This window comes from Psychrosphaera haliotis (assembly GCF_009728465.1).
Classification (GTDB): domain Bacteria; phylum Pseudomonadota; class Gammaproteobacteria; order Enterobacterales; family Alteromonadaceae; genus Psychrosphaera; species Psychrosphaera haliotis.
Window position 1 is genome coordinate 236,714 of sequence record NZ_WOCD01000005.1, and the last position, 26,095, is coordinate 262,808.

Sequence of the window (26,095 nt, forward strand, 5' to 3'; positions counted from 1 at the left end):
CAAAACAACAACCAGGAAAAGACAATGAAAAATGTCATTAAACATAGCGCTCTAGCACTAGCTGTAACAGCTGCTTTAGGTACGGCTACCGTTAATGCGGCTGAAACTTCAACGGCTGTTCGCGGTACAATTCAGACAGTTGCAGGCCAATCTGTTAACAACGCAACTATTACTTTCTTACACGTACCATCTGGTAGCGTAAAAGAAGTAACGGTTAACGAAGAAGGTGCATACCGTGCCCGTGGTCTTCGCGTTGGTGGTCCATACATGGTAACTATCGCTTCTGAAGGTTTCCAAGGTAAAGTATACGAAAACGTATACCTTGAACTTAATGACATTTTAGACCTTTCTGCAAAGCTTGAAACAAGCAGCAGCATCGAAAAAATTACAGTAACTGGTTCTGCAAACTTTTTTGCTAACTCTGGTTCTAGCTCTGTATTTACTTCTGATGACATTGCTAAAGCAGCAACAGTTAGCCGTGACCTTAAAGATATCGTTCGCTCTAACCCTCTAGCGGTTGTTGATGCATCTGGTACTCAATTGAGTGTTGCTGGTTCAAACCCTAAGTACAACTCACTAACAGTTGACGGTGTTGGCGTAAACGATACATTCGGCCTTAACTCAAACGGTTACCCTGCTCAGCGTCCACCGGTTTCTTTAAACGCGGTTGACCAAGTTAGCATTGAATTTGCACCGTTTAATGCACGTGCTGCAAAATTCTCAGGCGGTACTATTAACGTAGTAACTAAGTCTGGTACTAACGATTTGTCTGGCTCTGTATTTTACGAGCGAGTACCATTTAACGGTTCTGCAACTGATGAACAGTCATTTAACCGTCGTGAAGGTGAATACGAGACGGTTGAGTTTGACAAAGACTCATTAGAAAATGAAGAAATGACATTTGGTGCAGCTCTTGGTGGCGCATTAATTCAAGATGAACTATTTTTCTTTGCTTCTTATGAAGAGTGGGAAAAAGATGTTCCTGTAACATTCAACCCAGCAACACTTGCTGGTCATAACCTTACAACAGGGCAAGTACAAAGCGTAATTGACGCTCTTCAAAATACTTACGGAATCTCTGATTCAATGGGCGCTGCGCCTGCTCCAGATAGCGACAAAAAGCTATTACTTAAGCTTGATTGGAACATCAATGATGATCACCGAGCTGACTTAACATACAGCACTCAAGAAAACTCAGCGGCTCGTAACTATACAAACAGTGACGGTACAGTAAATTTAGCGTCTAACGCTTGGTCGCAAGACTCTGATACTGAGATCCTAACTGGTCACCTTTTCTCTGATTGGAATGCAGACTTCTCTACTGAGTTCAACTTTGCATATAAAGACTACGTACAAGCATCAAACACAGCATCTGACTTAGGTGAAATCAATGTTCGCTTAGACGGTGGTACTGTTGTTGCTGGTCAAGATGAAAACCGTCACGGTAATGAACTTTCTAACGAAACATTAAGCTTTGGTTTCCACGGTTTATACTTAGTAGGCGACTTAGAGTATAAGTTTGGTTTAGAAGTTGAAAATGTAGAAAATTACAACCTTTATGCTCGTCATGCATCAGGGACTTGGACTTTTGATTCATTAGAAGACTTCGAAAATAAAGTACCTGCGTCGATTGCTTATGACAACGCATTTACAAACGACATGCAAGACCTAGCGTTTTCTGTTGAGTCTACACAATACGCGCTATACGGTGAAGTTAACACTGAAATCATGGACGACGTAATGTTAACTGCTGGTGTTCGTTATGAGCGTCTATCAGTTAAAGACGAGCCAACTTTAAACCAAAACTATCTAAACGAATATGGTTATGACAACCAAGAAAACTTAGATGGCGCGGATATTTTCCTTCCTCGTATCGGTCTTGAGTGGACTGTAAACGACGACTTAACTGTTCGCGGTGGCGTTGGTCGATTCTCAGGTGGCATGCCTTTAGTTTGGGTTTCTAACGCATACACAAACGATGGTGTTACGTTGATTTCTTCAACAGAAGACGCTCAAAATGCTGTAATCGCAGATCCTTCACAAGTAATGTTTGGTCAAGTACCTCAAACTCTGCAAGATTCTTTAGTACCAGGTAATGGTAATACGAATACAATCGCTAAAGGCTTCGAAATGCCTTCAGATTGGCGTTACCAAGTGTCAGCGGACTACACGTTTGACCTTCCTGTACTTGGCGACAACTTCCAGTGGTTCACAGAATTTACATTTGTTGAACGCGAAAACTCTGCATACTGGATAGACGAAGCTCGTGTAGACTCTGGTGAGCGAATCGGTAACGAACGTATCGTGTATGAAAACCGTTGGGATAACCGTGACCGTTACGACCTACAGTTAACAAACATAGATAAAGGCGGTTACAGCCGTCTCTTATCAACTGCATTAAACAAAAAGTGGGATAATGGCGTATCACTAAATATGTCTTACACTAATCAAAATATTGATGAAGTGAACCCTGGTACAAGCTCAACAGCAACATCAAACTTCCAGTATGAAGTTACAACAAACCGTAACAACCCAGAAATGGGCCGTGCTTACTATGAAGTTGAGCACCGTTTTGTTCTTAACTTAGGCTACGAAACTGAGCTGTTTGAAGGTTATGAAACTTCATTCAACTTATTCTACGAGCGTAAGTCTGGCAAGCCGTTCTCTTGGACATTAGGTCTTTATAACGATAGAGACTTTGGTGACCAATCGCGTTTCTACCGTGCAGGCACATACCTACCTGAATTACCAACTGGTCCAAACGATGCAAACTTTGACTTCTCAAGCGTAAGCTATGAAGAAACTTATGCACTTATGGAAGCTGCTGGTGTAACTCAGTATGCGGGTGGCGTTATTCCTAAGTATGTTGGTAACCAACCATGGACTACGAACATGGACTTGGCAATTACTCAGGAACTTCCTGGTTTAGTTGACGGTCATAAAGGCCAGTTGTACTTCATCATTGATAACTTTGCTAACTTATTGAATGATGATTGGGGTAAAATTTATAATATGAATTTCCCACAACAACCTCTATTTGACTTAGAAACAAATGACCAAGGTAAGTATCTACTTCAGAACCGTTTTGGTGGTGTTAACACTAACAACTACGATAACTTCGAAGTTGAACAATCTTCTTGGTCAATGAAAGTTGGTGTTAAATATAGCTTTTAATTTATAATTACTTGCTAAAATAAGATGCCTGCCTATTTTATAGGCGGGCATTTTTGTATTTTACTCATGCATAAATGTTTATGGAGAAATCTTTTGAAGAACAATGCTATTAATAAACTGTTCACCATTGCCGCTATAACGCTTGGAATCACGGCGTGTGCCAATTCAAATGTTAAAAACGACGTTAATACGCTACCTAAAAATATCATTTTTATGATTGGTGATGGCATGGGTGTCGCACATACAACTTCATATCGTTATTTCGCTGATGATAAAGCGACAAAAGAAGTAGAACGCACTGTATTTGATGAACTTCTTGTAGGTACCTCTTCAACTTATCCTGATGACAATACCTACGTTACAGATTCAGCAGCTTCCGCAACGGCTTTAAGCTCTGGCGTTAAGTCATATAACGGAGCAATTGGCGTTGATGTAAATAAAAAGCCTGTTCTTACACTGCTTGAAAGAGCGAAACAACTTGGTAAAACTACTGGTATCGTTTCTTCGTCTCAAATTAATCATGCAACACCCGCTAGTTTTATAGCTCATAATGAGTCGCGTCGTAATTATAATCAGATTGCGGATGCATACATCGACGAAAAAATTAATTACGCACCTAAAGTTGATTTAATGCTTGGTGGTGGTACTTCTTACTTTATTCGTAAAGACCGAAACATCGTTAACGAATTCAAATCCTTAGGCTATAGTTACGTTGACGATTTAACAAAACTAAACGAATTAAATACGTTACCAGCACTAGGCCTTTTTGCCCCTGTTGGCCTTCCATTTGCTGTAGACAGTGATGCGTTGCCAAATAGAGTTGAGGCCATGACAAAAACTGCTTTGAACTTGTTAGCCACTCAAAGTTCAGACAATGGTTTTTTTATTATGATTGAAGGAAGCCAAATTGATTGGTGTGCTCATGGTAACGATGTTGCCTGCGCAATGGGTGAACTAGAAGACTTTGCAAAAGCTATTGAGTACGCAAAACAATTTACTGAAGAAAATGGTGAAACGTTGTTAATCATTACCGCTGACCATGCTACCGGTGGCTTAAGTATTGGTGCTAATGGCACTTATGATTGGAAAACAGATAAAGTTAAGCAAATAAATTCTTCATTAGCTGTTATAATCCCGGCATTTTTAAGCTTAGAGAAAGATGTTACTGACAAAGTTATCCAGTCTACATGGAAAAAACATGTGGATTTTGATCTGTCAGCAAGTCAAATCGAGACTTTAAAGTCGGCTCTAAGTAGTAAGTTAAAGAAAGAAAAGATGACTCGTGAAATTAAAGCTATTATTAATGACACTACGTTAACCGGTTGGACAACTGGCGGTCATACTGCTGGTGATGTGCAAGTATTCGCGTCTGGTGTAAACAGTCATCTATTCAATGGACAACAAGACAATACGGATATTGCTAAAAAACTATTTAAACAATTGAATTCGGCACAGTAGCAAGAGAAGAGACTCCTTTTGAAAACCACTATATTAGCAATTACAGGCGCTTCGGCGTCTGGTAAAACACTATTAACAGCCACTATATTTGAAGAGTTGGCGCAGGAATTGGGTTCAGATCAAATTTCCTTTATATCTGAGGATGCGTATTACCGTAACCAAGATCATTTGGAAATGGCCGTTCGAGAAAAGACGAACTATGATCACCCTGAAGCATTTGAACATGACTTACTAATCGAGCATCTTCGTGATCTTAAATTAGGCAAAGCCGTTGAAATGCCTCAATACTGTTATAAGACCCACACTCGATTAAAAGAAACGACACCGGTACAGCCGGCTCAAGTCATTTTGATCGAAGGTATTATGCTGTTAACACACCCAGAACTATATAGTGAGTTTGATATTAAGGTGTTTATGGATACTCCGCCGGAAATTTGTTTAGTAAGAAGACTAGAGCGCGATATTAAACAGCGTGGCAGAAGCTTCGATTCAGTAATAAAGCAATATCTGACGACAGTAAGGCCTATGTATCAAGCATTTATAGCACCTTCAAAACAGGTTGCTGACTTAATTGTTACGAATGGTGGCAAAAACAGAATTGCAATTGATGTATTAAAAGCCCAAATAAAACAGCTTTTATTAAACTAATGTGACAACTAAAAAGCCAACGGCATGAATAATATGCCGTTGGCTCTTTTATTTGAGACAATTTACATTAGAACTCAAATGATACGTGACAACTATCTTTAAGCTTTAACTCGCTTTGTCTAACTCAACATCAACAATGATATCCGACGCTAGCTGCTCTAACGCTTCTACGATTACATCAGCGCTTAATCCTGCAGGAAGGATGACTCTAGCCACAGCATGAAATAATTCACCACCCCAGTTTGGCGCAGTTTGATGAGTAGATACAAAACTAACAATATTGGCACCTTTATGGCTAATAACAGACGCTAAGTCTTGCACAATTCCACGTCGGTCATTACCTGTGATAACAAATTCTAACTCTTGCTCTTGGTGCGCTTCAACATGATTACTGAGGTATGTTGTGACGGTTAAACCAACTATATTAGACAACTCGTTTGTTAAGCTTACTAAATTGCTCTCAGGTACTGCTACCTCAATAACACCTGCAAAGTACCCACGTAAATGAGATAAGTTACTCGCTAACCAATTAGCTTCATTCTTATTAAGAATTTCAGACAGTGACTTAACTAAGCCTGTCTGATCGGCGCCAATAACCGTTAATACAAGGTGTTGCATTTAGATGCACTCCAGTTGATGTTTATTAACTCAAGTATTAACAATAAATGTTAAATAATCCAGTCCCTTTTTTAGGCTAAATGTCCCTAACAACTTCCAAAAGTGCCGTCTATCCTAGTACCGACTTTCTCTGCTTTTCAACGTAGACTGAAAGTCCAATGTCACATTACTGTAACATTAATGAAATATAATTCGCGGCATCTGATAAAGGGTAGGTATTTATATATGTCTGGACAGACAAACATTGCGTTGAAGACTGAGTCAACTCGAAAGTTCAAAGATAAGTTCGCTAAATACGGTGTAATGACCGGTGGCATCTTAGTACTATGCGCATTATTATTGATTTTTTTCTATCTATTATATGTAGTTAAACCAGTTTTTGACTCTGCTCACGTAGATTCAAGAGAGGCGACATCTACGTTAGATAAAGCCTATTTTGCAACGGGAATTGAAGAACAAACTGAAATTTCATACGCCATAACGCCAAATGCAACTGTAGACTTTTTTAACGCAGAAGATGGTATGTCTGGACAACAGATTGCTTCAATAGCAACTGAAGTCCCTGGCGAAATAACAGCCTACTCACAAAGCGCTCCGCATAAAGGCTTGTTCGGCTTTATGAATGACGATGCTCGCTTAACGATCATCAAACCTTTTTTCAAAATCGACTTCAAGAATAACACTCGTTCTTTAACTCCACGTGTTCAATTACCCTTTGGTGAAGAGCCACTACCTGAGTTGCTTGATGAAGAAGGTTACACAGTTGAAAAATTTGTATTTGCTGAAGAAGAAGGCGTACTTGGCATTCTTTACCAACTTCAAAATGGCGCTGTAAGATACGCTCGCCTTGAAGGTGAAGAAAATATGTTCACTGAAGAAATTGAGTGGATTGTTGAACAATCTGAACTTGATTTTGTAGATGGAAAAGTAGAGCGACTACTCATTTCTCCAGATGCTTCTCGTATTTTCATTCTGACTAAAAATGAAATTTATGTCGCTAACAGCCGCGTAGGCAGCGAAGTTGAATTACTGTATACAAAAAACATTAGTCGCCCTAACCAACAAATTACTACTGCTAAACTTTTAGCTAGTGCTAACTCTTTAATGCTAGGTTACACAGACGGTAAAATTACTCAGTGGTTTGAAGTTAACGGCAAAGCTGGACGTGACTTTGTTCAAGTAAGAGATTTTACTATGGACGTTGAAGGCAGCGATAAAGCCGTGGCTGAAATCTATCCAGAGTTTTATCGTAGAACCTTTATCGCCACCACTTCTTCAGGCGAAGTTAACTTTTTCCACACCACATCTGAAGCGGACTTATGGCAAGGTAAGTTACCAACAGATAACATCACTGACATTTCTTTTTCTCCTCGTTCTAACGCTTTTGTTGTTTTGTCAGCAAATCAACTTGACGTACTTAACGTAGAAAATGAGCACCCTGAAGTAACTTGGTCTGGCTTATGGCAAGAAGTTTGGTACGAAGGTTATGCTGAGCCTGACTATGTTTGGCAGTCGTCTTCTGCAAGTGATGATTTTGAATCTAAGTTCAGCTTAGTACCAATCTCTTTTGGTACATTAAAAGCGGCTATGTACGCCATGTTATTTGCTGTTCCAATTGGTTTAGCGGCAGCTATCTACACAGCCTACTTTATGGCCCCAAGTGTACGTAAAATTGTAAAGCCAACGGTAGAGATTATGGAAGCGTTACCTACGGTTATACTAGGTTTCCTAGCTGGTCTTTGGTTAGCTCCACTAATTGAAGAAAAACTACCAGGCGTAATTCTATTAATATTGTTATTGCCAGTTGCTATTTTCTTAACGGCATTTGCTTGGCATAACATTCCGCAAAAAATTAGAAACCGCATGCCTGTTGGCTGGGATTCAATTCTGTTAATCCCAATTGTTGCTTTTGTTGGTTACTTCTCATTTGAAATGAGCCCACTAGTAGAAGAGTGGTTGTTCGACGGTAATACACGTCTATACATTACTAACGAATTAGGTATCACCTTTGACCAAAGAAACTCTTTAATTGTTGGTATCGCCATGGGTTTTGCAGTTATACCTACTATCTTCTCAATTGCTGAAGATGCAGTATTCAGTGTTCCTAAAACATTATCTAGCGGCTCACTAGCACTAGGTGCTACGCAGTGGCAAACACTTATAAAAGTTGTTTTATTAACAGCAAGTCCAGGTATTTTCTCAGCAGTAATGATGGGATTAGGCCGAGCTGTAGGTGAAACAATGATTGTTCTTATGGCTACCGGTAATACACCAATTATGGATTGGAGTATTTTCCAAGGCATGCGTACGTTGTCTGCGAATATAGCGGTGGAAATGCCGGAGTCTGAAGTAGGTAGTTCACACTATCGAATCCTATTCTTAGCGGCCTTTGTACTGTTTATATTCACCTTTGTCTTTAATACGATTGCGGAGTTTGTGCGTCAACGACTTCGTGAAAAGTACAGTTCACTTTAATTAGCACCTATTTTTTTGGAGATTTAATATGAAGTTATGGTTTAAGTCGGGTGCTCCGTGGGTTTGGATGACAGCCGGCGCGGTAAGTATCAGTTTATTATCAGTAATTGGGTTATTGTTACTCATTGCATCTAGAGGCCTGTCATTTTTCTGGCCTTCAGATATTCACCAGTTTGAGATTGCAAACTCAAGCGGTGAAACTAGCGTTATTATTGGTGAAGTTTATGAATCTGAACAGGTTCCTACACAACGTTTAATTACCTCTGGTATCGAATTCGATAAAGAACAAGGCGAGTTTGTAGAGCGTTACTTAATTAAAACCGGTAACCGTGAGTACGTTGAGCTGGATTTCCAATGGGTATTGGGCCCTGAAATTGTTAAAGAAACTAGACCTTCTGGCATCGCCGTATTTGAGCGTAGCAAAAATGGTAACTTTTACGGTTTTGTAGATTCAGTGATTGTTGATGGCAAAACCATTCGTGAGAATAAAGAAGACGCTTTATTTGCAGCGATAGATAGAGCGGTTGATTTAAATGATCAAGCTCTTGATTTGCAGAATGACGAAATTGGAGCGATTAACTATCAACTAGAAAAGTTAAGATTAAAAGAACGTAAGCTTGAACTCGAAGATGAACTGACTGACGCTGCGTTACGTGATTTAGAAAACCAGCGCCAAGCGCTAAGAGACGAGTACAAAGTATACGAGAAAGAGCTATTTGCCTTTAGAGATGAAGCAAGACGTGATTCAGTTATCGTAAAAGACATGCGTGGCGAACTGGTAACCTTGCCTATTTTTTATGTACTAGACGTTTCGTTTCCAAACGACATGAACTTCTTTGAAAAAGTGATTCAGTACGGCAAACAACTAGGCAAATTCGTTTCTGACGATCCTCGTGAAGCAAATACAGAAGGTGGTGTATTCCCAGCTATATTTGGTACTGTATTTATGGTGCTATTAATGGCTGTAATCGTAACTCCATTTGGTGTGGTAGCGGCTATTTACCTACATGAATATGCTGGTAACAATGCCGTTACAAAGGTAATACGTATCTCGGTAATTAACTTAGCTGGTGTACCTTCTATTGTTTACGGTGTATTTGGCTTAGGCTTCTTTGTTTATATGCTTGGTGGTTCACTGGATCAGCTTTTCTATCCTGAAGCACTTCCAGGGCCAACTTTTGGTACGCCTGGTGTTATATGGTCAGCACTAACATTGGCTATACTAACGCTACCAGTAGTGATTGTTTCGACTGAAGAAGGTTTGTCTCGAATTCCGGGTTCATTAAGACAAGGCTCGTTAGCACTTGGCGCTACTAAGGCTGAAACTATTTGGCGCATCATTATACCAATGGCGTCACCAGCCATCATGACAGGTCTTATTTTAGCTGTAGCACGTGCTGCTGGTGAGGTTGCACCGCTTATGTTAGTAGGTGTTGTTAAAATGGCGCCTACGTTGCCAATTGATGGCAACTTCCCGTATGTTCACTTAGATCGCAAGTTTATGCACTTAGGCTTCCATATTTACGATGTTGGTTTCCAAAGCCCGAACGTTGAAGCTGCAAGACCATTGGTTTATGCAACATCGTTCTTACTTGTTACCGTTATCATAACGTTGAACATTACAGCAATTGGCATTCGTAACCACTTGCGCGAAAAATATAAGTCACTTGAGCACTAATTCAAGCACTGTTAATTCAATGACTAACAATTTTAACAAAGCTGACAAAGCTCAGCTTTTTACACTAAATTTAGATATGAGGTTTTAAGATGATTTCGGTAGCACCAGACATGAGTAACAAGTCTTCATCTAATATAGACATCGATAATTTAACGAAAGAGCAAATTGCTCTAGAAATTAAAAATTTGAATCTTTTTTATGGCGAAAAACAAGCCCTAGAAAACATCAGCATGGTTATTCCTAAAGGCCAAGTAACAGCCTTTATCGGACCATCAGGTTGCGGTAAATCGACACTTTTACGCTGTATGAACCGTATGAATGACCTTGTTGATACTTGTAATATTAAAGGTGAAATTTTACTTCACGACCAAAACATCTATGACCGCTCTGTTGATGTTGCATCACTTCGTCGTAAAGTAGGCATGGTATTCCAGCGCCCTAACCCATTCCCAAAAAGTATATACGAGAACGTAGTTTATGGACTTCGCTTGCAAGGTATTAACGACAGACGCGAGCTTGATGAAGTTGTTGAAAAATCTCTGACTAATGCGGCGTTATGGAATGAAGTAAAAGACAGATTACATGACAGTGCTTTAGGTTTATCTGGTGGTCAGCAACAAAGACTTGTTATTGCAAGAGCTATTGCAATTGAACCAGAGGTGCTATTACTTGATGAACCAACATCAGCACTTGATCCAATCTCGACATTAACTATTGAAGAGTTGATCACTGAACTTAAAGACAAGTACACCGTTGTTATCGTTACGCACAACATGCAACAAGCAGCGCGTGTTTCTGATCAAACAGCATTCATGTACATGGGTCAGCTAATTGAGCATTCAGATACTAATGCTTTATTCACAACACCTAAGATGAAAAAGACTGAAGATTATATTACTGGCCGTTACGGTTAACCAATTAGTAGTTTGAGAGGCAACAATGGAACTTAATTTAAATAAACATATATCCGGCCAATTTAACGTTGAATTGGAACAGATACGTAACGACGTATTAAAAATGGGCGGACTTGTTGAGCAACAGTTAACAAATGCCCTAAATGCAGTAACTGAAGCAGATCAAGAATTGGCGCGTCATGTTTTAGAAACCGACTTCCAAGTGAATAAAATGGAAGTGCAAATTGACGAAGCTTGTACTCGAATTATCGCTAAACGTCAGCCAGCAGCATCGGATTTACGTCTAGTGTTAGCCATTATTAAAACAATTACTGACCTTGAGCGTATCGGCGACGAGGCAGAACGTATTGCCAAAGTAGCGTTAGAGTCATTTAACAAAGAGCAGCAAGAGTTTTTAGTATCAATGGACAACATGGGCCGTAAAGCTTTGGTAATGTTGCATGATGTTCTAGACGCATTTGCTCGCATGGATGTTGAGTCTGCCTTTAAAGTTCATACTGCCGATAAAGTACTCGACAAAGAATACGAAGCCATCACTCGTCAATTAATGACTTATATGATGGAAGATCCTCGTTCAATACCAAAAGTAATGGACGTAATTTGGTCAGTTAGGTCGTTAGAAAGAATTGGTGACCGTTGTCAGAACATCTCTGAATACATTATTTACTTTGTAAAAGGAAAAGATGTCCGTCACACGTCTCAATCTGACATTAAGGACAATGTCCTATAAGATACTGATAAAATTAGACTTTTAAAAAGCCACACATGAAAAACGAGATCCGTCCGGTTATAAATCAAGCGAACGGATCTTTTTTACCCCGCCTGTAACATTTTTGTCACAAATGTGTCATATAATAGCCTCGAAGCTATTTACTCACACTTCCGTGAATTTATAGTAAACTATGATATTGATATAAGCCTGCAATCAAATGCTGGTTTTTTTTGCCATTAAATAAGGGTTCACTATGGCTAGTCACTCAATTTTAGGTGTTTTTGCTAAGTCGCCATTAAAAGCACTAGAAGAGCACATTAATACCGTTCACTCTGCGGCTTCATTATTAAAGCCTTTTTTTGAAGCGGTATGCAAAGAAAATTGGACTGAAGCGACGGAACTTCGTTATCAAATTTCTCAACTTGAGAAAAAAGCGGATGTTATTAAACGCGATGTAAGAATGAATCTTCCAAGAGGTTTATTTTTACCAGTAGAAAGAACGGATATTTTAGAGTTAATCACACAACAAGATAAGATCGCTAACAAAGCAAAAGACTTGGCGGGTCGTTATTTAGGTCGTGAATTAACTATCCCACCGCAAATTCAAGAAAGCTTCATGGCTTTTGTAGAGCGCAACATTGATGCCACTGCACAAGCAAAAAAAGCAATCAATGAGTTTGACGAACTACTAGAAACGGGCTTTAAAGGCCGTGAAGTAGAACTTGTTGAGCGCATGATCACAGAATTAGACGCAATTGAAGACGATACAGATGAAATGCAAATTTCTATTCGTCTACAACTAAAAGAAATCGAAGATCAGTTAAACCCTATCGATGTCATGGTGACATACAGAATGATTGAATGGATTGGGGAATTAGCGGACTTAGCAGAACGTGTAGGTTCTCGATTAGAACTTATGCTTGCTCGTTAAGCAGCAACCAATTTAAAACATATTAGGTATATTCAATGGATATTATTTCTACTTACGGCGTTATGTTAATCGCCACTGCCGCTATCGTTGGTTTTTTCATGGCCTGGGGTATTGGTGCAAACGACGTAGCAAATGCTATGGGCACATCAGTTGGCTCAAAAGCACTAACTATTAAACAAGCAATTATTATCGCGATGATCTTTGAATTCGCAGGTGCTTACTTAGCCGGTGGCGAAGTAACCTCAACAATTCGTAAAGGCATCATTGATTCAGCTCCATTCATTCCAAACCCAGAGTATTTAGTCTTAGGCATGATTTCCGCACTATTTGCTGCTGCAATTTGGTTAGCCGTTGCTTCATATTTAGGTTGGCCTGTTAGTACAACACACTCAATTGTAGGTGCCATTGTTGGTTTCGCAGCTTTTGGTGTTGGTATGGACGCAGTAAATTGGGCAAAAGTTGGTGGCATTGTTGGTAGCTGGATAGTAACCCCGTTGCTGTCAGGTATTATCGCTTACTTAATCTTTATCTCAGCGCAAAAGCTTATCTTTGATACTGAAGAGCCGCTTAAGAATGCTAAAAAATACGTTCCTTTCTACATGTTCTTAGCTGGTTTTGTAATGGCACTTGTCACTATCAAGAAAGGTTTAAAACACGTAGTTAAATCTGGTGATTTATCTATCTCGGGTCTAGAAGCCTATGGTTATGCAATCCTCGCTGGTATTTTAGTAGCCCTTGTTGGTAAGTATTTTATTAGTAAAATTAAAATTGACCCTACTGCTGACAAAGAAATGCACTTTAACAACGTTGAAAAAATCTTTGCAGTACTAATGGTTGTAACAGCTTGTTGTATGGCTTTTGCACACGGTTCAAACGACGTTGCAAATGCAATTGGTCCTTTGGCGGCGGTTGTAAGCATTGTATCTAACGATGGTCAAATCCTACCTAAAGCTTCTTTAGCTTGGTGGATTCTTCCTCTAGGTGCGTTTGGTATTGTTGCAGGTTTGGCTCTATTTGGTCACCGAGTAATTAAGACGATTGGTAATGGTATTACTCACCTAACGCCTAGCCGTGGTTTTGCCGCTGAATTAGCAGCAGCTTCTACAGTTATCATCGCGTCGGGTACTGGTTTACCAATCTCTACTACTCAAACTCTAGTTGGTGCGGTGTTAGGTGTAGGTATGGCTCGCGGTATCGCAGCTCTAAACCTAGGTGTTGTAAGAAACATCGTTGTATCTTGGGTAATCACATTGCCAATTGGTGCAGCACTTTCAATTATGTGTTTCCTAGTTCTAAAAGCGGTATTTGGTGTAGTTTAAGCTTCACCTGTAACGCTAAAAAAGCCGAGCCTAGTGCTCGGTTTTTTTATGCCTGAAACTTAATAGAGCAAACTCTATTCCTTGCTAACTCAATCGATAATGACGTTATGGATAATATTAGAGCCTTATTCACCAAGCTTGAACAAAACATGCTTTGCACATAGCGAGCTAAATAAGTAAATTTCAGGCATAAAAAAACCAGCTTCCGCTGGTTTCTAATATTTGATTTAAAGCTAAATTATGCAGCTTTAACGTCAACTCGTTTTGACTGACGTTCTAGTACTTTATTAATTTGAGCTAAAGAGCTTAATTGAGCATATATCGCAGCAATATAACCTTTTTTACGTAACTCTAGGTACTTGTCATCTGATAGTTCATGAAGCTTTTGCTCATCAACCATGTAAAGACCATTTAAGTTATACTCTTTGTCTTTAACATTTACTTTTAAGTTACGAGGTTGAATTAAGTCTAAATCTTCTAGTGTCTTCATGTAAGCAACTGTTACTTGCTCGTGCTCAATGTATGACATTAAAGACTTTTTACGGCTTTCTAAATGCTCAGACTCTTTACCTTCGCTATCAAATAACGCTTCGCCTTCTTCAGAAACTAGTGGGCTAGACATATCAATTGCGATAGCGAATTTATTTTTGTCATCCTTGTGAGGAATAACGCTTAGTGGTTTGTGAGTGTAACGAGCCGGCATGTAAGTTGCATCCCACTTACCGTCTTCAGTAACAAATACGTTAGTACCTTGTTCTACACCCATCATAGCTACAGGGAAGTATCTATCGCCTTTTGGATCTTTTAAAAATACAATCGGGAACTCGCCACAAGCTTGTGTAAACTCTTGTACTACCAAACCTAGAGCATGTTGCTCTTTAAGGTCTGATACGTCTTTAATCTTGCCTAATTTAACATCTTTGTGTGTTTCATTATGTAACGGCTGAAAATCTGTCGCCATGTTCTTTCTCCAAAGTTCCGAGTCAGTCTTTTTGACTTCTATAATTATTATTCTGTTTCAAGTTGAATATCGGTACAGCCTTTTAAGCACTCAACCTTTAACGTCTTTTCGCTGGGCTTGAGTACCAATAGCTGTTTGCATGAAGGGCAGTAAACCGATTGACCGGCTAACACTTTCTTAATTATTGCTTTTTGTTTATTAAAAGAGTTAGCAGTCGCTTTATTGAGGTCTGAAAAGTCCATCCTCACCTTCTATACTGGATATCTTATGAAAGTACATGAGGACAATAAGCCATAATTAAAGGCTCTCGCAATAGAAAACATGAATTAATTTTTTGCTTGCTCAAATAACAAGCGTTTTGCACGAAGTGGTTTTATAAATATAGGTTTATATAACAAAAGTGAATATCTAGACGCCCATCATGGCCAATCTATCAATTACGTCTCGCGTAATTCGTTCAAGGGTTGGGTGTTCGGCAGCAAACTTGGCCTCTAATGCTAAAAGTTGTGACAACATTGTTTCTTCTGCTTTTAATTCATTAGATTTCAACATTTCATGTAACTGTTTATCTAACTCTCTTACTTGGTTCAGAGTTTGAGGGTCTACATCTTTTGATGTTTCTAATTCAGCGTGCAACTTTGATAGCGAATCAACAAGTTCTACAGGCAACATATTAAATTCCTCCATGTTGTTAAATTAAAGTTTAGTCATGATTATTTAATAAGGGTAGTCTGAAAGACTCATATTAATCTCGAAGTTGTTTAATAATTTTTATAATATAGGCTAAATCTAAATAAGTAGTACTTCCGCTTTATCAATCTAGGATCATTATGAAAAACGAGTTTATTTTATCTCCTTCCATCTTATCAGCTGACTTTGCAAAATTAGGTGATGATGTTAATGAGGTTTTAGCTGCGGGTTGCCAATGGGTGCATTTTGACGTGATGGACAATCACTACGTGCCAAACTTAAGCTTCGGACCAATGATATGTAAAGCGTTAAAAGACCACGGAATTGAAGCCCCTATTGACGTTCATCTGATGGTTGAACCTGTAGACGATATGATTGAACAATTTGCAAAAGCTGGTGCCGACATGATTACCTTTCACCCAGAAGCCAGTAAACACTTGCACCGCTCACTGTCTATTATCCAAGACCACGGATGTAAAGTTGGACTCGCATTAAATCCAGGTACACCAATTGAAGTACTAGATGCAGTGTTAGATATGCTGGATATGGTTTTAGTGATGTCGGTAAATCCAGGTTTTGGTGGTCAGTCGTTTATCCCAGCAACTCTAGACAAAATAACCCGCCTAAGGGAGAAACTGGATGCAACAGGCAGAAACATTCGGATAAGTGTAGATGGCGGTGTGAACGCTGATAATGTTAGAGAGGTTGCGGATGCTGGCGCTGATACTTTTGTAATGGGCTCAGCTATCTTTAATGCAGAGAACAGATCGGCCCGCATTGCACAAATTATCGCCAACCTTTCTTAAAATACAACATACAAGATTGCGCACTGGTACATTAAGGTTACAATGCGCACTCATGATTTTAAACTAGCTAAATAAACGGCAATATAATGAAAAGTACAGTATTAAGTGGAATTCAAACAACTGGTGGCATGACAATAGGTAACTACATTGGTGCTATAAACCAGTGGCGCATTATGCAAGAAAACCACGATTGTTTTTTTATGCTTGCCGATTTACACGCAATCACCGTTCGACAAGAGCCTGAAACATTAAGAAGCCGCACTCTAGACGGCGTTGCCCTGTATACAGCTTGTGGCATTGATCCAGACAAGTCTGCGTTATTTGTTCAGTCACAAGTTAAGGAACATGCGCAATTAGCTTGGGTTTTAAATTGCTACGCTCAAATGGGCGAATTGAACCGCATGACTCAGTTTAAAGACAAATCGAGTAAACATAGCAACAACATTAATGTTGGTTTATTTAGCTACCCTGTACTTCAAGCAGCGGACATTCTGTTATACCAAGCAGACAAAGTTCCTGTTGGCGAAGATCAAAAGCAACATTTAGAGCTGACAAGAGATATCGCCACTCGCTTTAATAATATATACGGTGATACTTTTACAGTTCCAGAACCTCAGATCGCAGAATTTGGGGCTCGTGTAATGAGCCTTCAAGATCCTCTAAAGAAAATGTCTAAGTCAGATGAAAATCCAAATGGCTATATTATGCTGTTGGATGAGCCTAAAAAGATTGAAAAGAAACTTAAAAAAGCAGTCACCGACTCTGACGAGCAAGCCAGGATCTATTTTGATACTGTTGAAAAGCCAGGTGTTTCTAACCTACTGACTATATTAAGCGTTGCAACTGGTAAATCCATTGAACAGCTAGTGCCTGAGTATGAAGACAAAATGTACGGTCACTTAAAGAAAGACACAGCAGATGCTGTAGTTTCAATGATTGAGCCTATTCAAGCCAGATTCAAAGAGATCAGAGAAGACCAAACTGAGCTAGATAGGATCATGCGTGTTGGTGCTGAAAAAGCCTCAGCAAAAGCAGAAAAAACGCTTAAATCTGTTTATGATGCCTTAGGGTTTGTAGCCGATCCTAGATAATTAATTTATGTTGTTGATGATAGATAACTACGACTCGTTCACTTATACATTAGTGAACTACTTTGAGTCTTTAGACCAAGAAGTTGTCGTGAAGCGTAATGATGACATTACCATTGATCAGATAAAGCAACTAAACCCAACACAAATAGTTATTTCACCCGGACCTCGTTCACCCAACGAGGCTGGGATATCACTTGATGTTGTTGCTAATTTTTATCATAAAAAGCCTATTTTAGGCGTGTGCTTAGGACACCAAGTAATAGCACAACAGTTTGGCGCGCAAGTAAAACGAGCAAAGCAAGTTATGCACGGTAAAACATCGATCATTACCCATAGTAAAAAGGGAATGTTTCAAGGTTTACCTAACCCTCTGTCTGTAACTAGGTATCACTCACTCATCGTTGATCATGACACCTTGCCTACTTTTATTGAGCCAACAGCTTGGGTGGAAACAGAATCCCAGGTAAATCATGATGAACTCATGGCCATGGCAATGAAGGAATACCCAGTTATGGGTGTACAATTCCACCCAGAGTCAGTAATGTCAGAATCAGGTTTGGCAATGTTGAATAACTTTGTTTTAACAACTAAATAGCAAATTTAAATTAACAAATTAAAAGTGACAGATAAATAATGGACGCTGCAGTCAATAAATTTAAACAAATTATACAAGCCCGCTTTGTCGATCTTATGGTATCGGACAAAGTGGCTAAGCGTCGTTTAGGATTAATACAAACCGTTGAAGAAGAAGTTAACAAACGTGAATTATTATCTGTTGAAGCAAATGCTCAGCAGGTAAAAGAACGCAAAATTAAAACGGAAGAAGAGTTTAAAGTTTACATTAACGAATATTTCCACGACACACTATTCGACTATATAGAAAGTAAAATTTCTGACCCAGAATACCTTTTTTCGGAAGTATTAAAATTAGATCCTAACCTGTCCAAAATCATTGATGTTTGTTTATCAAATGCCGGAAATACAAAACAACTAGCAGAGTTAATTGAACCTAATCCGGCAATAAAAAGAGATTTACTCAATATAGTTAACAAACCACCTTTTCGAGAAAAAGGGTCTACTAAACCTTTTCAAGAAGACGTGAGTCTGGCGATTCGTTATGTAGGCATAGATAACATAAAAGCCCCTATTCTCGCATTGGTCGCTAAACAGTGGCTACCGCATAGCACGGAACCATTTTCTGATTTTAAAGCAAAGCTTTGGCAATACTCAATTGCCACAGCAAACTGTATGGAAACACAAGCAGACGTATTTGGTGTAAAGCCTTTACATGCGTTTACATTGGGATTACTGCACAGCTTTGGGTATGGCATGGTCATGCGAATGTACCTACGTACATTTGAGAAAATTCGACTGGAAGAGATGCATAAAGCCCGCTCGACAGGTAGAGCAGACATAGAAAAAGTACTGAACTCTTTAGTTTTAGATGGTGAGTTCGCTAGTGAACTGGTTATGAATCATGGCTTACAAGCAAGTCACTTACTGTTAGAGCACCTACAACTTAAATTTGCAGCGCTAGCACTACCAATGGAAGAGGTTGTTAACAATCTTGCGGTTGATGAAATGACTCCAATGGCAGCGTTATTACTGAAGTCTAAAACTTATTCTCAATATAAATTATTGCAAAAAGCTCGCCTTATTGAGCTTCCAGAAGCAAAACGATTTCTAATGAGCAGTAAAATAAATAATGACTTTGTTACTTCATTAAATGCTATAAACCTCACCAAATTAAATCTAACCAACAGACGAGTTACAGGTTAGGATTTAGGTAGTTTATTAGTCAATTATTTTAAAAAGTCACTAATCTTAGGTAAAAACGAATAATTTTAGTGATTTTTTTTTGACAATCTATTCATCTCCTCTTTTTGCACCATATTGAAACAATCTTGTCCTCTTTAACTATTTTTTAGCATTTAGACTAGCGCTCAGATAAGGCACTTTTTTGCCTCTCTCCAACACACACAAATATTTATTCACTAATTATTCATAATTTAGCTAGAACTACCCATCAAGCTCTTTGTGACGCTTTGAAATGGAGACATTTGCGATGATTTCTGCAATAATTGGCGGGTATTTACTTTTAAATTCTCATTTTGAATTCGTATGAAATTTCGAAATGTGCTGAACTTAAGGAAACAAAAATGACTGTAACACGTGCTTTATTTGATGACGTAATGGTACCTAACTATTCTCCAGCGGCTGTAATACCTGTAAGAGGTCAAGGCTCACGCGTTTGGGACCAAAACGATAAAGAATACATCGATTTTGCTGGCGGCATTGCGGTCAACTGTCTTGGTCACTGTCACCCTGCATTAGTAGGTGCATTAAAAGAGCAAGGCGAAAAGCTTTGGCATCTTAGTAACGTAATGACAAATGAGCCAGCACTACGTTTAGCGAAAAAATTAACTGATGCAACATTTGCAGATAAAGTTTACTTTGCAAACTCTGGTGCAGAAGCAAACGAAGCAGCCCTTAAATTGGCGCGTCGTTGGGCAATTGATGTACATGGTGAGCATAAAACTCAAATCATCTCGTTCAAGAAAGGCTTCCACGGTCGTACTTTCTTCACTGTTACTGTTGGCGGTCAACCAGCTTACTCAGACGGTTTTGGACCAAAACCAGGTGACATCGTTCACGCTGAATACAACAACTTAGACAGCCTAAAAGAACTTATCTCTGATAAGACATGTGCGGTAATGCTTGAGCCAATCCAAGGTGAAGGCGGAATTATCCCACCAACAAAAGAATTCATTGAAGGCGTTCGTCAACTTTGTGATGACAATAACGCGCTATTAATTTTTGATGAAGTTCAATCTGGTGCAGGTCGAACTGGTGAGCTTTATGCTTATATGGGTCTTGGTGTTAATCCTGATATCTTAGCTTCTGCTAAAGGCCTAGGTGGCGGTTTCCCAATTGGCGCTATGCTAACAACAACTGAGCTAGCTAAGCACCTTAAAATTGGTACTCACGGTTCTACTTATGGCGGTAACCCATTAGCTTGTGCTGTTGCAGAAGCGGCATTAGACACTATTAATACTCCTGAAGTATTAAACGGCGTTAAAGAGCGTGAAGCAATCTTCAAAGCTAAACTTGAAGAAATTAACAACAAGTACAACGTATTTAAAGATATCCGTGGCCAAGGCATGTTAGTGGGCGCAGAGTTAACAGATGCGTTTGCTGGTAGAGCGAAAGAGTTTGTTAATGCTGCTTTAGCAGAAGGCACTATGATTCTAGTTGCTGGCGCAAACGTAATACGCTTCACTCCTTCTCTAGTTGTACCTTTAGAAGACATTGATCAAGGCATGGCTCAATTTGAAAAAGCCGTTGCAAGCATTGTAAACGCTTAATCTAGCGTTATTTAAATTAAATTAGCCAATGTCTCATTGGCTTTTTTTCTGAAGGAAGAAGATGTGATGTTTGTAATTCGTCCAATCCAAGAGAAAGACTTTCCTGAACTGCTTAAAATAGCGGAAGAGTCAGGGCATGGCTTTACGTCATTACCGGTAAATGATGAGCTTATTTCTAACAAAATTAAACGTGCAGAAGCGTCGTTCAAGTCTGAGTTGACTGAACAAAAGCAAGAACACGGATTTTTGTTTGTTATGGAAGATGTGGCTACCGGAAGAATAATGGGAACCAGCGGTATTGAGTCTTATGTAGGACTTGATGATGCGTTTTACCATTATCACTTAGGCAAAGTAGTACACAATAGCCGTCAATTAAATATCTACAATACAGCCGATATTCTAACGCTGTGTAATGACTATACTGGTGCTAGTGAATTATGCACACTATTCCTTCGCGAAGAATTTCGAAAAGGCAGTACAGGCAGAGTATTAAGTAAGTTTAGATTCTTATTTTTGGCTCAACACCAAGAGCGTTTTTCTAATACTGTTATTGCAGAAATGCGTGGCGTTTCAGATGAGAATGGCGACTCACCGTTTTGGAAGTGGTTAGAAGAGCATTTCTTTTCAATGGACTTCCCTACTGCAGACTATTTAACAGGTATTGGCCAAAAAGTATTTATTGCCGAATTAATGCCTAAATACCCTGTGTATGTGAACTTGTTATCTAAAGAAGCGCAAGCCGTAATTGGTAAAGTTCATAAGAATACAGAACCTGCATTAAAGTTATTGAAGTCTGAAGGTTTCACCTACAAACAGTATGTTGATATTTTTGATGGTGGACCAACGGTAGAAGCTGATATTTCACAAATTCACACGGTTCAAAACAGTGATTTATTTGCAGTTGAAATTGTCAATGAGCTTGAATCTGACAAAAGTGTCATCATTGCTAATCTATCAGTTAAAGAATTTAGAGCAACGGGCTTAACAACCGTAATGAACATGGACGCTAAAACCGTTCAGTTAACGGCTGAATACGCGAGCCTTTTAAATGTTCAAGCTGGCGACCAAGTGCGAGCAGCCCTTTTAAAATAGGATTATTTATGTCAAATAACGAAAATAAATATATAAATGGCCAATTCATTAATGGTGAATGGTTAGCCGGTGAAGGTCACTTAATTGGCTCACTAAACCCAGCAACAGACGAGCTTTTGTGGGAGTCATTAACCGCAACTGCGGAACAAGTTGATCAAGCTGTAATGGCAGCAAGAGAAGCTTTTTTACCTTGGGCTGATAAAACAGTTGAAGAACGTCTAGTTATTATTAAACGTTTTGCTGAGCTACTTGGCGAATATAAAGAGCCAATTGCCCTCGCTATTGCCAAAGAAACAGGCAAGCCGTTATGGGAAACTCGCACTGAAGTTGGTGCAATGATTGGTAAAATCGCCATCTCTGAAAAAGCCTATAACGAGCGTACTGGTACTACAGAAAATCCAATGCCTCTTGGTCGTGCTATGTTACGTCACCGTCCACACGGTGTAGTTGCTGTTTATGGCCCTTACAATTTCCCAGGCCACTTACCAAATGGTCATATTGTTCCGGCTCTAATTGCTGGAAACACTGTTATCTTCAAGCCAAGTGAACTAACACCAATGGTTGCTCAAATTACCGTTGAGCTATGGCAAAAAGCAGGCCTTCCTGCTGGCGTACTAAACCTAGTACAAGGTGAAGTAGAAACAGGTAAAGCACTTGCTAATCACCCGCAAATTGATGGCCTATTCTTTACGGGTAGTTCAGGTACAGGTCATTTACTTCACAAGCAGTTTGCAGCGCAACCTGGTAAAATTTTGGCATTGGAAATGGGCGGCAACAACCCTCTAATTATCCAAGATGCAAAAAATACCGACGCTGTTGTGCATGACATTATCCAGTCAGCATTTATATCTTCAGGACAACGTTGTACGTGTGCAAGAAAGTTACTTTTACCTAAAGGTGCTGAAGGCGACGTAGTACTTGCTAAGTTAATTGAAGCAACAAACTCAATTGTTGTTGGCGATTCTTTAGATGAAGCTTCTGAGCAACCATTCATGGGCTCTATGATTTCTGACAAAGCGGCGCTTGGCATGGTTGCAGCTCAGCAACAGCTAGTTGATCTGGGCGGTAAAGTTCTTGTTGAACTTACTCACTTAAAAGAAGATACCGGTTTTGTATCACCAGGTATCATCGACTGTACTGATATTGCAGACTTCCCAGATGATGAGCATTTTGGTCCATTGCTAAAAGTTTTCCGTTTTGATGATTTTGATCAAGCTATTAAAATTGCAAATGATACAAACTACGGTTTGTCAGCGGGTCTACTGAGCGATGATCAAGAACTGTACAACAAGTTCTTAAGCCGTATTCGTGCAGGTATCGTAAATTGGAACCGTCCAATTACTGGCGCAAGCAGTGCAGCACCATTTGGTGGCATTGGTCAATCAGGCAACCATAGAGCAAGTGCTTACTATGCTGCTGATTACTGTGCATACCCTGTTGCATCGGTTGAACTTGAAGAAGTTGCCATGCCAGCAAGCTTAAGCCCCGGCTTAAGCATTTAATATAAAAAGAAGCGGCTTAGCCGCTTTTTTTAAACATCAAATTTGTTTTATCGTTATTTAGAAGATTCAAGGAACTGTAATGCATACCAACGTAAATGATCTTTTTGACAATATGTGGGCTAAATACCTAACTGTTACTCCTTCAGCTGAAAAAATTCATGCACTGTTAGGTGAAGGAAATGGTAAGGACGTTATTAATGACCATATTGCTTTGCGAACGTTTAACATCGAAAAAGTTAATCTAGATAAACTCGCACAACACTTTCTTTCTTTAGGTTACAAAGATGGCGGCGATTATGACTTTGAAGCGAAAAAGCTAAAAGCGAAGCACTTTGAACATCCAGACCCGACGCAACCAAAAGTATTTATCAGTGAATTATTAGTTGAAGAATTTTCTGAGAATACCCAACGTATTATCAAAGAGTTAGTTGACCAAATTGACGCTTCTTCTGTTACTGCAGATAACTTCCTGTACTCTGGAACTCAGTGGCAAATTAGTTCAAACGACTATAAAGTGCTGTTAGAAGAAAGTGAGTATGCCGCTTGGATGGCAGCATGGGGATATATCCCAAACCACTTTACAGTTAGCGTGAACCAACTAACAAAATACGAAACACTAGAAAGTGTAAATCAAACGCTTAAAGATGAAGGTTTTGTATTAAACACATCGGGTGGCGAAATAAAAGGCTCACCAGAAGTGTTATTAGAGCAATCCTCAACGATGGCTGACAAAGCAACGGTTCCATTTACAGACGGTGATGAGCTTGTTCCTAGTTGTTTTTATGAGTTTGCAAAACGTTATGAAGTTTTACCTGGAACGCTATATTCAGGATTTGTTGCAGCTTCTGCAGATAAGATCTTTGAAAGTACCAACGTAAAAGGGTAAATTTAGGGTTTGAGTTGTAAAAAAGGAATATTTTATGGTCACCGATAAAGCCGCATACATCGAATTGATGAATTATCTTACTAGTAGTAAAGAAGTTTTTTTAACTTCTACTAGTGAACAAACATTAGATGAGACGCTTGAAGTATTGGTTGAAAATGAAATTGCGACTCAAATAATTAACCTATGTAGCCAGCACGACGACCTTGAGACAAATCATAGGTCAATAATTGTTCGTGAGGTAGACGGGATTGTTTACGACATGCAACAAGTGTTGGCTGATTACTGGCATCAAAATGTGACTCCTAGCCAGGTTGAATTCATTACAGAATTCACCTCGCTAATTAAAAACGTATTCGACAGCGCTATCGCTGATCTTCTCGACTAATGGATATTTAAATGAAAGCAAATGTATCATGGCTTGAAGGCATGGCCTTTGAAGGAAAAACTGAATCTGGTCATAAAGTTGTTTTAGATGGCAACAATCCAGGTACTGCTCCAAGCCCAATGGAGATGGTATTACTATCTGCTGCAACTTGTAGTGCGATAGATGTAGTTTCAATACTGGAAAAAGCGCGCCAAAGCGTGAAAAACGTTGAAGTCGACATCGATGCAGAACGAGCTGAAACCGTACCAAAAGTATTCACTAAAATTCATTTAACTTTTATTGTGACAGGCACGGACGTATCAGCAAACCATGTTGAACGTGCAGTAAGGTTATCTGCCGATAAATACTGCTCAGTGGCAAAAATGTTGGAAGCTAGCGTTGAAATTAGCCATAGCTTTGAAATTAAAGAAATTTAAAACTATCTCGCCAATGCCTTCTTATTGGCGTAATTGATTCCTACATAATTTACTTCTATAGTTTTAAAAATAATTTTGCGATAGCGGCGGTTTGATTTATCATCCGCCCCTTAATTTACCCACACCTATTAAGGAATTGTTAGTTGGAATCTAAACTTAAACTTCACGGTTTTAACAACTTAACAAAGAGCTTAGGCTTTTGTATTTATGATGTTTGTTACGCACAAACAGAAGCTCAACGCCAAGAGTACATTGAGTATATTGATGAGCAGTATAACGCCGACCGTTTGACCGACATACTTTCAGAAGTATGCGATATTATTGGCGCAAATGTATTAAACGTAGCTCGTCAAGATTATGAGCCTCAAGGTGCCTCTGTAACCATTCTTGTTAGTGAAGAAGAGATTAAGTCGCCTGACGAAGTGGACCAAAGTGAAACGCCAGGACCCATTCCAGAGAGCGTTGTTAGTCATTTAGATAAAAGTCATATCTGTGTTCATACTTACCCGGAAATTCACCCTAATGATGGTATCTGTACATTTCGAGCTGATATCGAAGTGTCTACTTGTGGGGTTATTTCACCACTAAAAGCGTTGAACTACTTAATTCATGCTTTAGAGTCTGACATTGTAACTTTAGATTATCGTGTTCGTGGTTTTACTCGCGACACTGAAGGTAACAAGCATTATATTGATCATGAAATTAACTCTATTCAAAACTTTATCGGCGACGATATTTTAGATCAATACGACATGATTGATGTGAACGTTTACCAAGAGAATATGTTCCATACAAAAATGATGATTAAAGACAACGATCTTAATAATTATCTATTTGGTATCAGTACTGAAGAGTTAACTGACGCACAGCAGGACGAAATTAGAGACAAGTTACGCAAAGAGATGCAAGAAATTTTCTATGCACGAAATATGGCGTAATATAAAAACTAACAAAAGTTAAAGCGGCCTTAGTGC

Annotated in this window: 24 protein-coding genes; 20 read left to right on the forward strand and 4 right to left on the reverse strand. The window is 39.2% G+C overall.

Annotation, left to right across the window (positions count from 1 at the left end; all coding sequences use genetic code 11):
• Nucleotides 1–24: 24 nt before the first annotated feature.
• The 3 genes from GNP35_RS11595 (at nt 25) to udk (ending at nt 5,280) form a co-directional block, all read left to right on the forward strand.
• Complete coding sequence (locus GNP35_RS11595) at nt 25–3,174, forward strand: TonB-dependent receptor (protein ID WP_155696264.1); 3,150 nt, start codon at nt 25–27, stop codon at nt 3,172–3,174.
• A gap of 213 nt (nt 3,175–3,387) precedes the next feature.
• The gene (locus GNP35_RS11600; protein ID WP_414153703.1) at nt 3,388–4,632 is read left to right on the forward strand and encodes an alkaline phosphatase; all 1,245 of its coding nucleotides are present in this window, start codon (nt 3,388–3,390) and stop codon (nt 4,630–4,632) included.
• An 18-nt stretch (nt 4,633–4,650) separates the two neighbouring features.
• Nucleotides 4,651–5,280 carry a uridine kinase gene (udk, locus tag GNP35_RS11605; RefSeq protein WP_155696266.1) on the forward strand — a complete coding sequence of 210 codons (630 nt, stop codon included), beginning with the start codon at nt 4,651–4,653 and terminating at the stop codon, nt 5,278–5,280.
• Nucleotides 5,281–5,385: 105 nt separating this feature from the next.
• Here udk and GNP35_RS11610 read toward each other — a convergent pair whose 3' ends face one another.
• Nucleotides 5,386–5,898, reverse strand: a complete 513-nt coding sequence (locus GNP35_RS11610) for a glycine cleavage system transcriptional repressor (protein WP_155696267.1) — start codon at nt 5,896–5,898, stop codon at nt 5,386–5,388.
• Between the two features lie 225 nt (nt 5,899–6,123).
• On the opposite strand from GNP35_RS11610, the gene GNP35_RS11615 reads away from it, so the two are divergent.
• The 6 genes from GNP35_RS11615 to GNP35_RS11640 all read left to right on the forward strand — a co-directional run bounded on the left by GNP35_RS11615 (nt 6,124) and on the right by GNP35_RS11640 (nt 13,927).
• Entirely contained in the window at nt 6,124–8,373 is a 2,250-nt protein-coding gene (locus GNP35_RS11615) for an ABC transporter permease subunit (protein ID WP_155696268.1), read from the forward strand.
• A gap of 28 nt (nt 8,374–8,401) precedes the next feature.
• Nucleotides 8,402–10,051, forward strand: coding sequence for a phosphate ABC transporter permease PstA (pstA, locus tag GNP35_RS11620; protein ID WP_155696269.1), 1,650 nt, complete (start codon nt 8,402–8,404; stop codon nt 10,049–10,051).
• An 89-nt stretch (nt 10,052–10,140) separates the two neighbouring features.
• Entirely contained in the window at nt 10,141–10,965 is an 825-nt protein-coding gene (gene pstB, locus GNP35_RS11625; protein ID WP_155696270.1) for a phosphate ABC transporter ATP-binding protein PstB, read from the forward strand.
• Between the two features lie 25 nt (nt 10,966–10,990).
• Nucleotides 10,991–11,695 (forward strand): phosphate signaling complex protein PhoU, encoded by a 705-nt coding sequence (gene phoU, locus GNP35_RS11630; protein ID WP_155696271.1) that lies wholly within the window; start codon nt 10,991–10,993, stop codon nt 11,693–11,695.
• Between the two features lie 235 nt (nt 11,696–11,930).
• The gene (locus tag GNP35_RS11635) at nt 11,931–12,608 is read left to right on the forward strand and encodes a TIGR00153 family protein (protein ID WP_155696272.1); all 678 of its coding nucleotides are present in this window, start codon (nt 11,931–11,933) and stop codon (nt 12,606–12,608) included.
• A gap of 35 nt (nt 12,609–12,643) precedes the next feature.
• Nucleotides 12,644–13,927: an inorganic phosphate transporter gene (locus tag GNP35_RS11640; RefSeq protein ID WP_155696273.1), complete on the forward strand. Its 1,284-nt coding sequence runs from the start codon at nt 12,644–12,646 to the stop codon at nt 13,925–13,927.
• Nucleotides 13,928–14,165: 238 nt separating this feature from the next.
• Here the strand turns inward: GNP35_RS11640 and GNP35_RS11645 are convergent, their stop codons facing one another.
• The 3 genes from GNP35_RS11645 to GNP35_RS11650 all read right to left on the reverse strand — a co-directional run bounded on the left by GNP35_RS11645 (nt 14,166) and on the right by GNP35_RS11650 (nt 15,560).
• Nucleotides 14,166–14,888, reverse strand: a complete 723-nt coding sequence (locus tag GNP35_RS11645) for a SapC family protein (RefSeq protein WP_155696274.1) — start codon at nt 14,886–14,888, stop codon at nt 14,166–14,168.
• 47 nt (nt 14,889–14,935) lie between these two features.
• Nucleotides 14,936–15,130 carry a competence protein CoiA family protein gene (locus tag GNP35_RS15300; RefSeq protein WP_196492505.1) on the reverse strand — a complete coding sequence of 65 codons (195 nt, stop codon included), beginning with the start codon at nt 15,128–15,130 and terminating at the stop codon, nt 14,936–14,938.
• A gap of 166 nt (nt 15,131–15,296) precedes the next feature.
• Complete coding sequence (locus tag GNP35_RS11650; protein WP_196492506.1) at nt 15,297–15,560, reverse strand: DUF4404 family protein; 264 nt, start codon at nt 15,558–15,560, stop codon at nt 15,297–15,299.
• A 158-nt stretch (nt 15,561–15,718) separates the two neighbouring features.
• Here GNP35_RS11650 and rpe point away from each other — a divergent pair, with 158 nt between their 5' ends.
• The 11 genes from rpe to speD all read left to right on the forward strand — a co-directional run bounded on the left by rpe (nt 15,719) and on the right by speD (nt 26,059).
• Complete coding sequence (gene rpe / locus GNP35_RS11655; protein WP_155696276.1) at nt 15,719–16,384, forward strand: ribulose-phosphate 3-epimerase; 666 nt, start codon at nt 15,719–15,721, stop codon at nt 16,382–16,384.
• Nucleotides 16,385–16,467: 83 nt separating this feature from the next.
• Nucleotides 16,468–17,475, forward strand: coding sequence for a tryptophan--tRNA ligase (trpS, locus tag GNP35_RS11660; RefSeq protein WP_330997852.1), 1,008 nt, complete (start codon nt 16,468–16,470; stop codon nt 17,473–17,475).
• A gap of 7 nt (nt 17,476–17,482) precedes the next feature.
• Nucleotides 17,483–18,070, forward strand: a complete 588-nt coding sequence (locus GNP35_RS11665) for an anthranilate synthase component II (RefSeq protein ID WP_155696278.1) — start codon at nt 17,483–17,485, stop codon at nt 18,068–18,070.
• A 38-nt stretch (nt 18,071–18,108) separates the two neighbouring features.
• A complete protein-coding gene (locus GNP35_RS11670) occupies nt 18,109–19,254 on the forward strand; it encodes an HDOD domain-containing protein (RefSeq protein WP_155696279.1) in 1,146 nt (381 codons plus the stop codon).
• A gap of 380 nt (nt 19,255–19,634) precedes the next feature.
• Entirely contained in the window at nt 19,635–20,840 is a 1,206-nt protein-coding gene (locus tag GNP35_RS11675; RefSeq protein WP_155696280.1) for an aspartate aminotransferase family protein, read from the forward strand.
• A 66-nt stretch (nt 20,841–20,906) separates the two neighbouring features.
• Nucleotides 20,907–21,932 carry an arginine N-succinyltransferase gene (astA, locus tag GNP35_RS11680; protein WP_155697130.1) on the forward strand — a complete coding sequence of 342 codons (1,026 nt, stop codon included), beginning with the start codon at nt 20,907–20,909 and terminating at the stop codon, nt 21,930–21,932.
• Between the two features lie 8 nt (nt 21,933–21,940).
• Nucleotides 21,941–23,434: a succinylglutamate-semialdehyde dehydrogenase gene (gene astD / locus GNP35_RS11685; RefSeq protein ID WP_155696281.1), complete on the forward strand. Its 1,494-nt coding sequence runs from the start codon at nt 21,941–21,943 to the stop codon at nt 23,432–23,434.
• Nucleotides 23,435–23,513: 79 nt separating this feature from the next.
• Nucleotides 23,514–24,320 (forward strand): DUF1338 domain-containing protein, encoded by an 807-nt coding sequence (locus tag GNP35_RS11690; protein WP_155696282.1) that lies wholly within the window; start codon nt 23,514–23,516, stop codon nt 24,318–24,320.
• A 34-nt stretch (nt 24,321–24,354) separates the two neighbouring features.
• A complete protein-coding gene (locus tag GNP35_RS11695; protein ID WP_155696283.1) occupies nt 24,355–24,705 on the forward strand; it encodes a DUF3802 family protein in 351 nt (116 codons plus the stop codon).
• An 11-nt stretch (nt 24,706–24,716) separates the two neighbouring features.
• Entirely contained in the window at nt 24,717–25,121 is a 405-nt protein-coding gene (locus tag GNP35_RS11700) for an OsmC family protein (protein WP_155696284.1), read from the forward strand.
• Nucleotides 25,122–25,264: 143 nt separating this feature from the next.
• Nucleotides 25,265–26,059, forward strand: coding sequence for an adenosylmethionine decarboxylase (speD, locus tag GNP35_RS11705; RefSeq protein WP_155696285.1), 795 nt, complete (start codon nt 25,265–25,267; stop codon nt 26,057–26,059).
• Nucleotides 26,060–26,095: the final 36 nt, after the last annotated feature.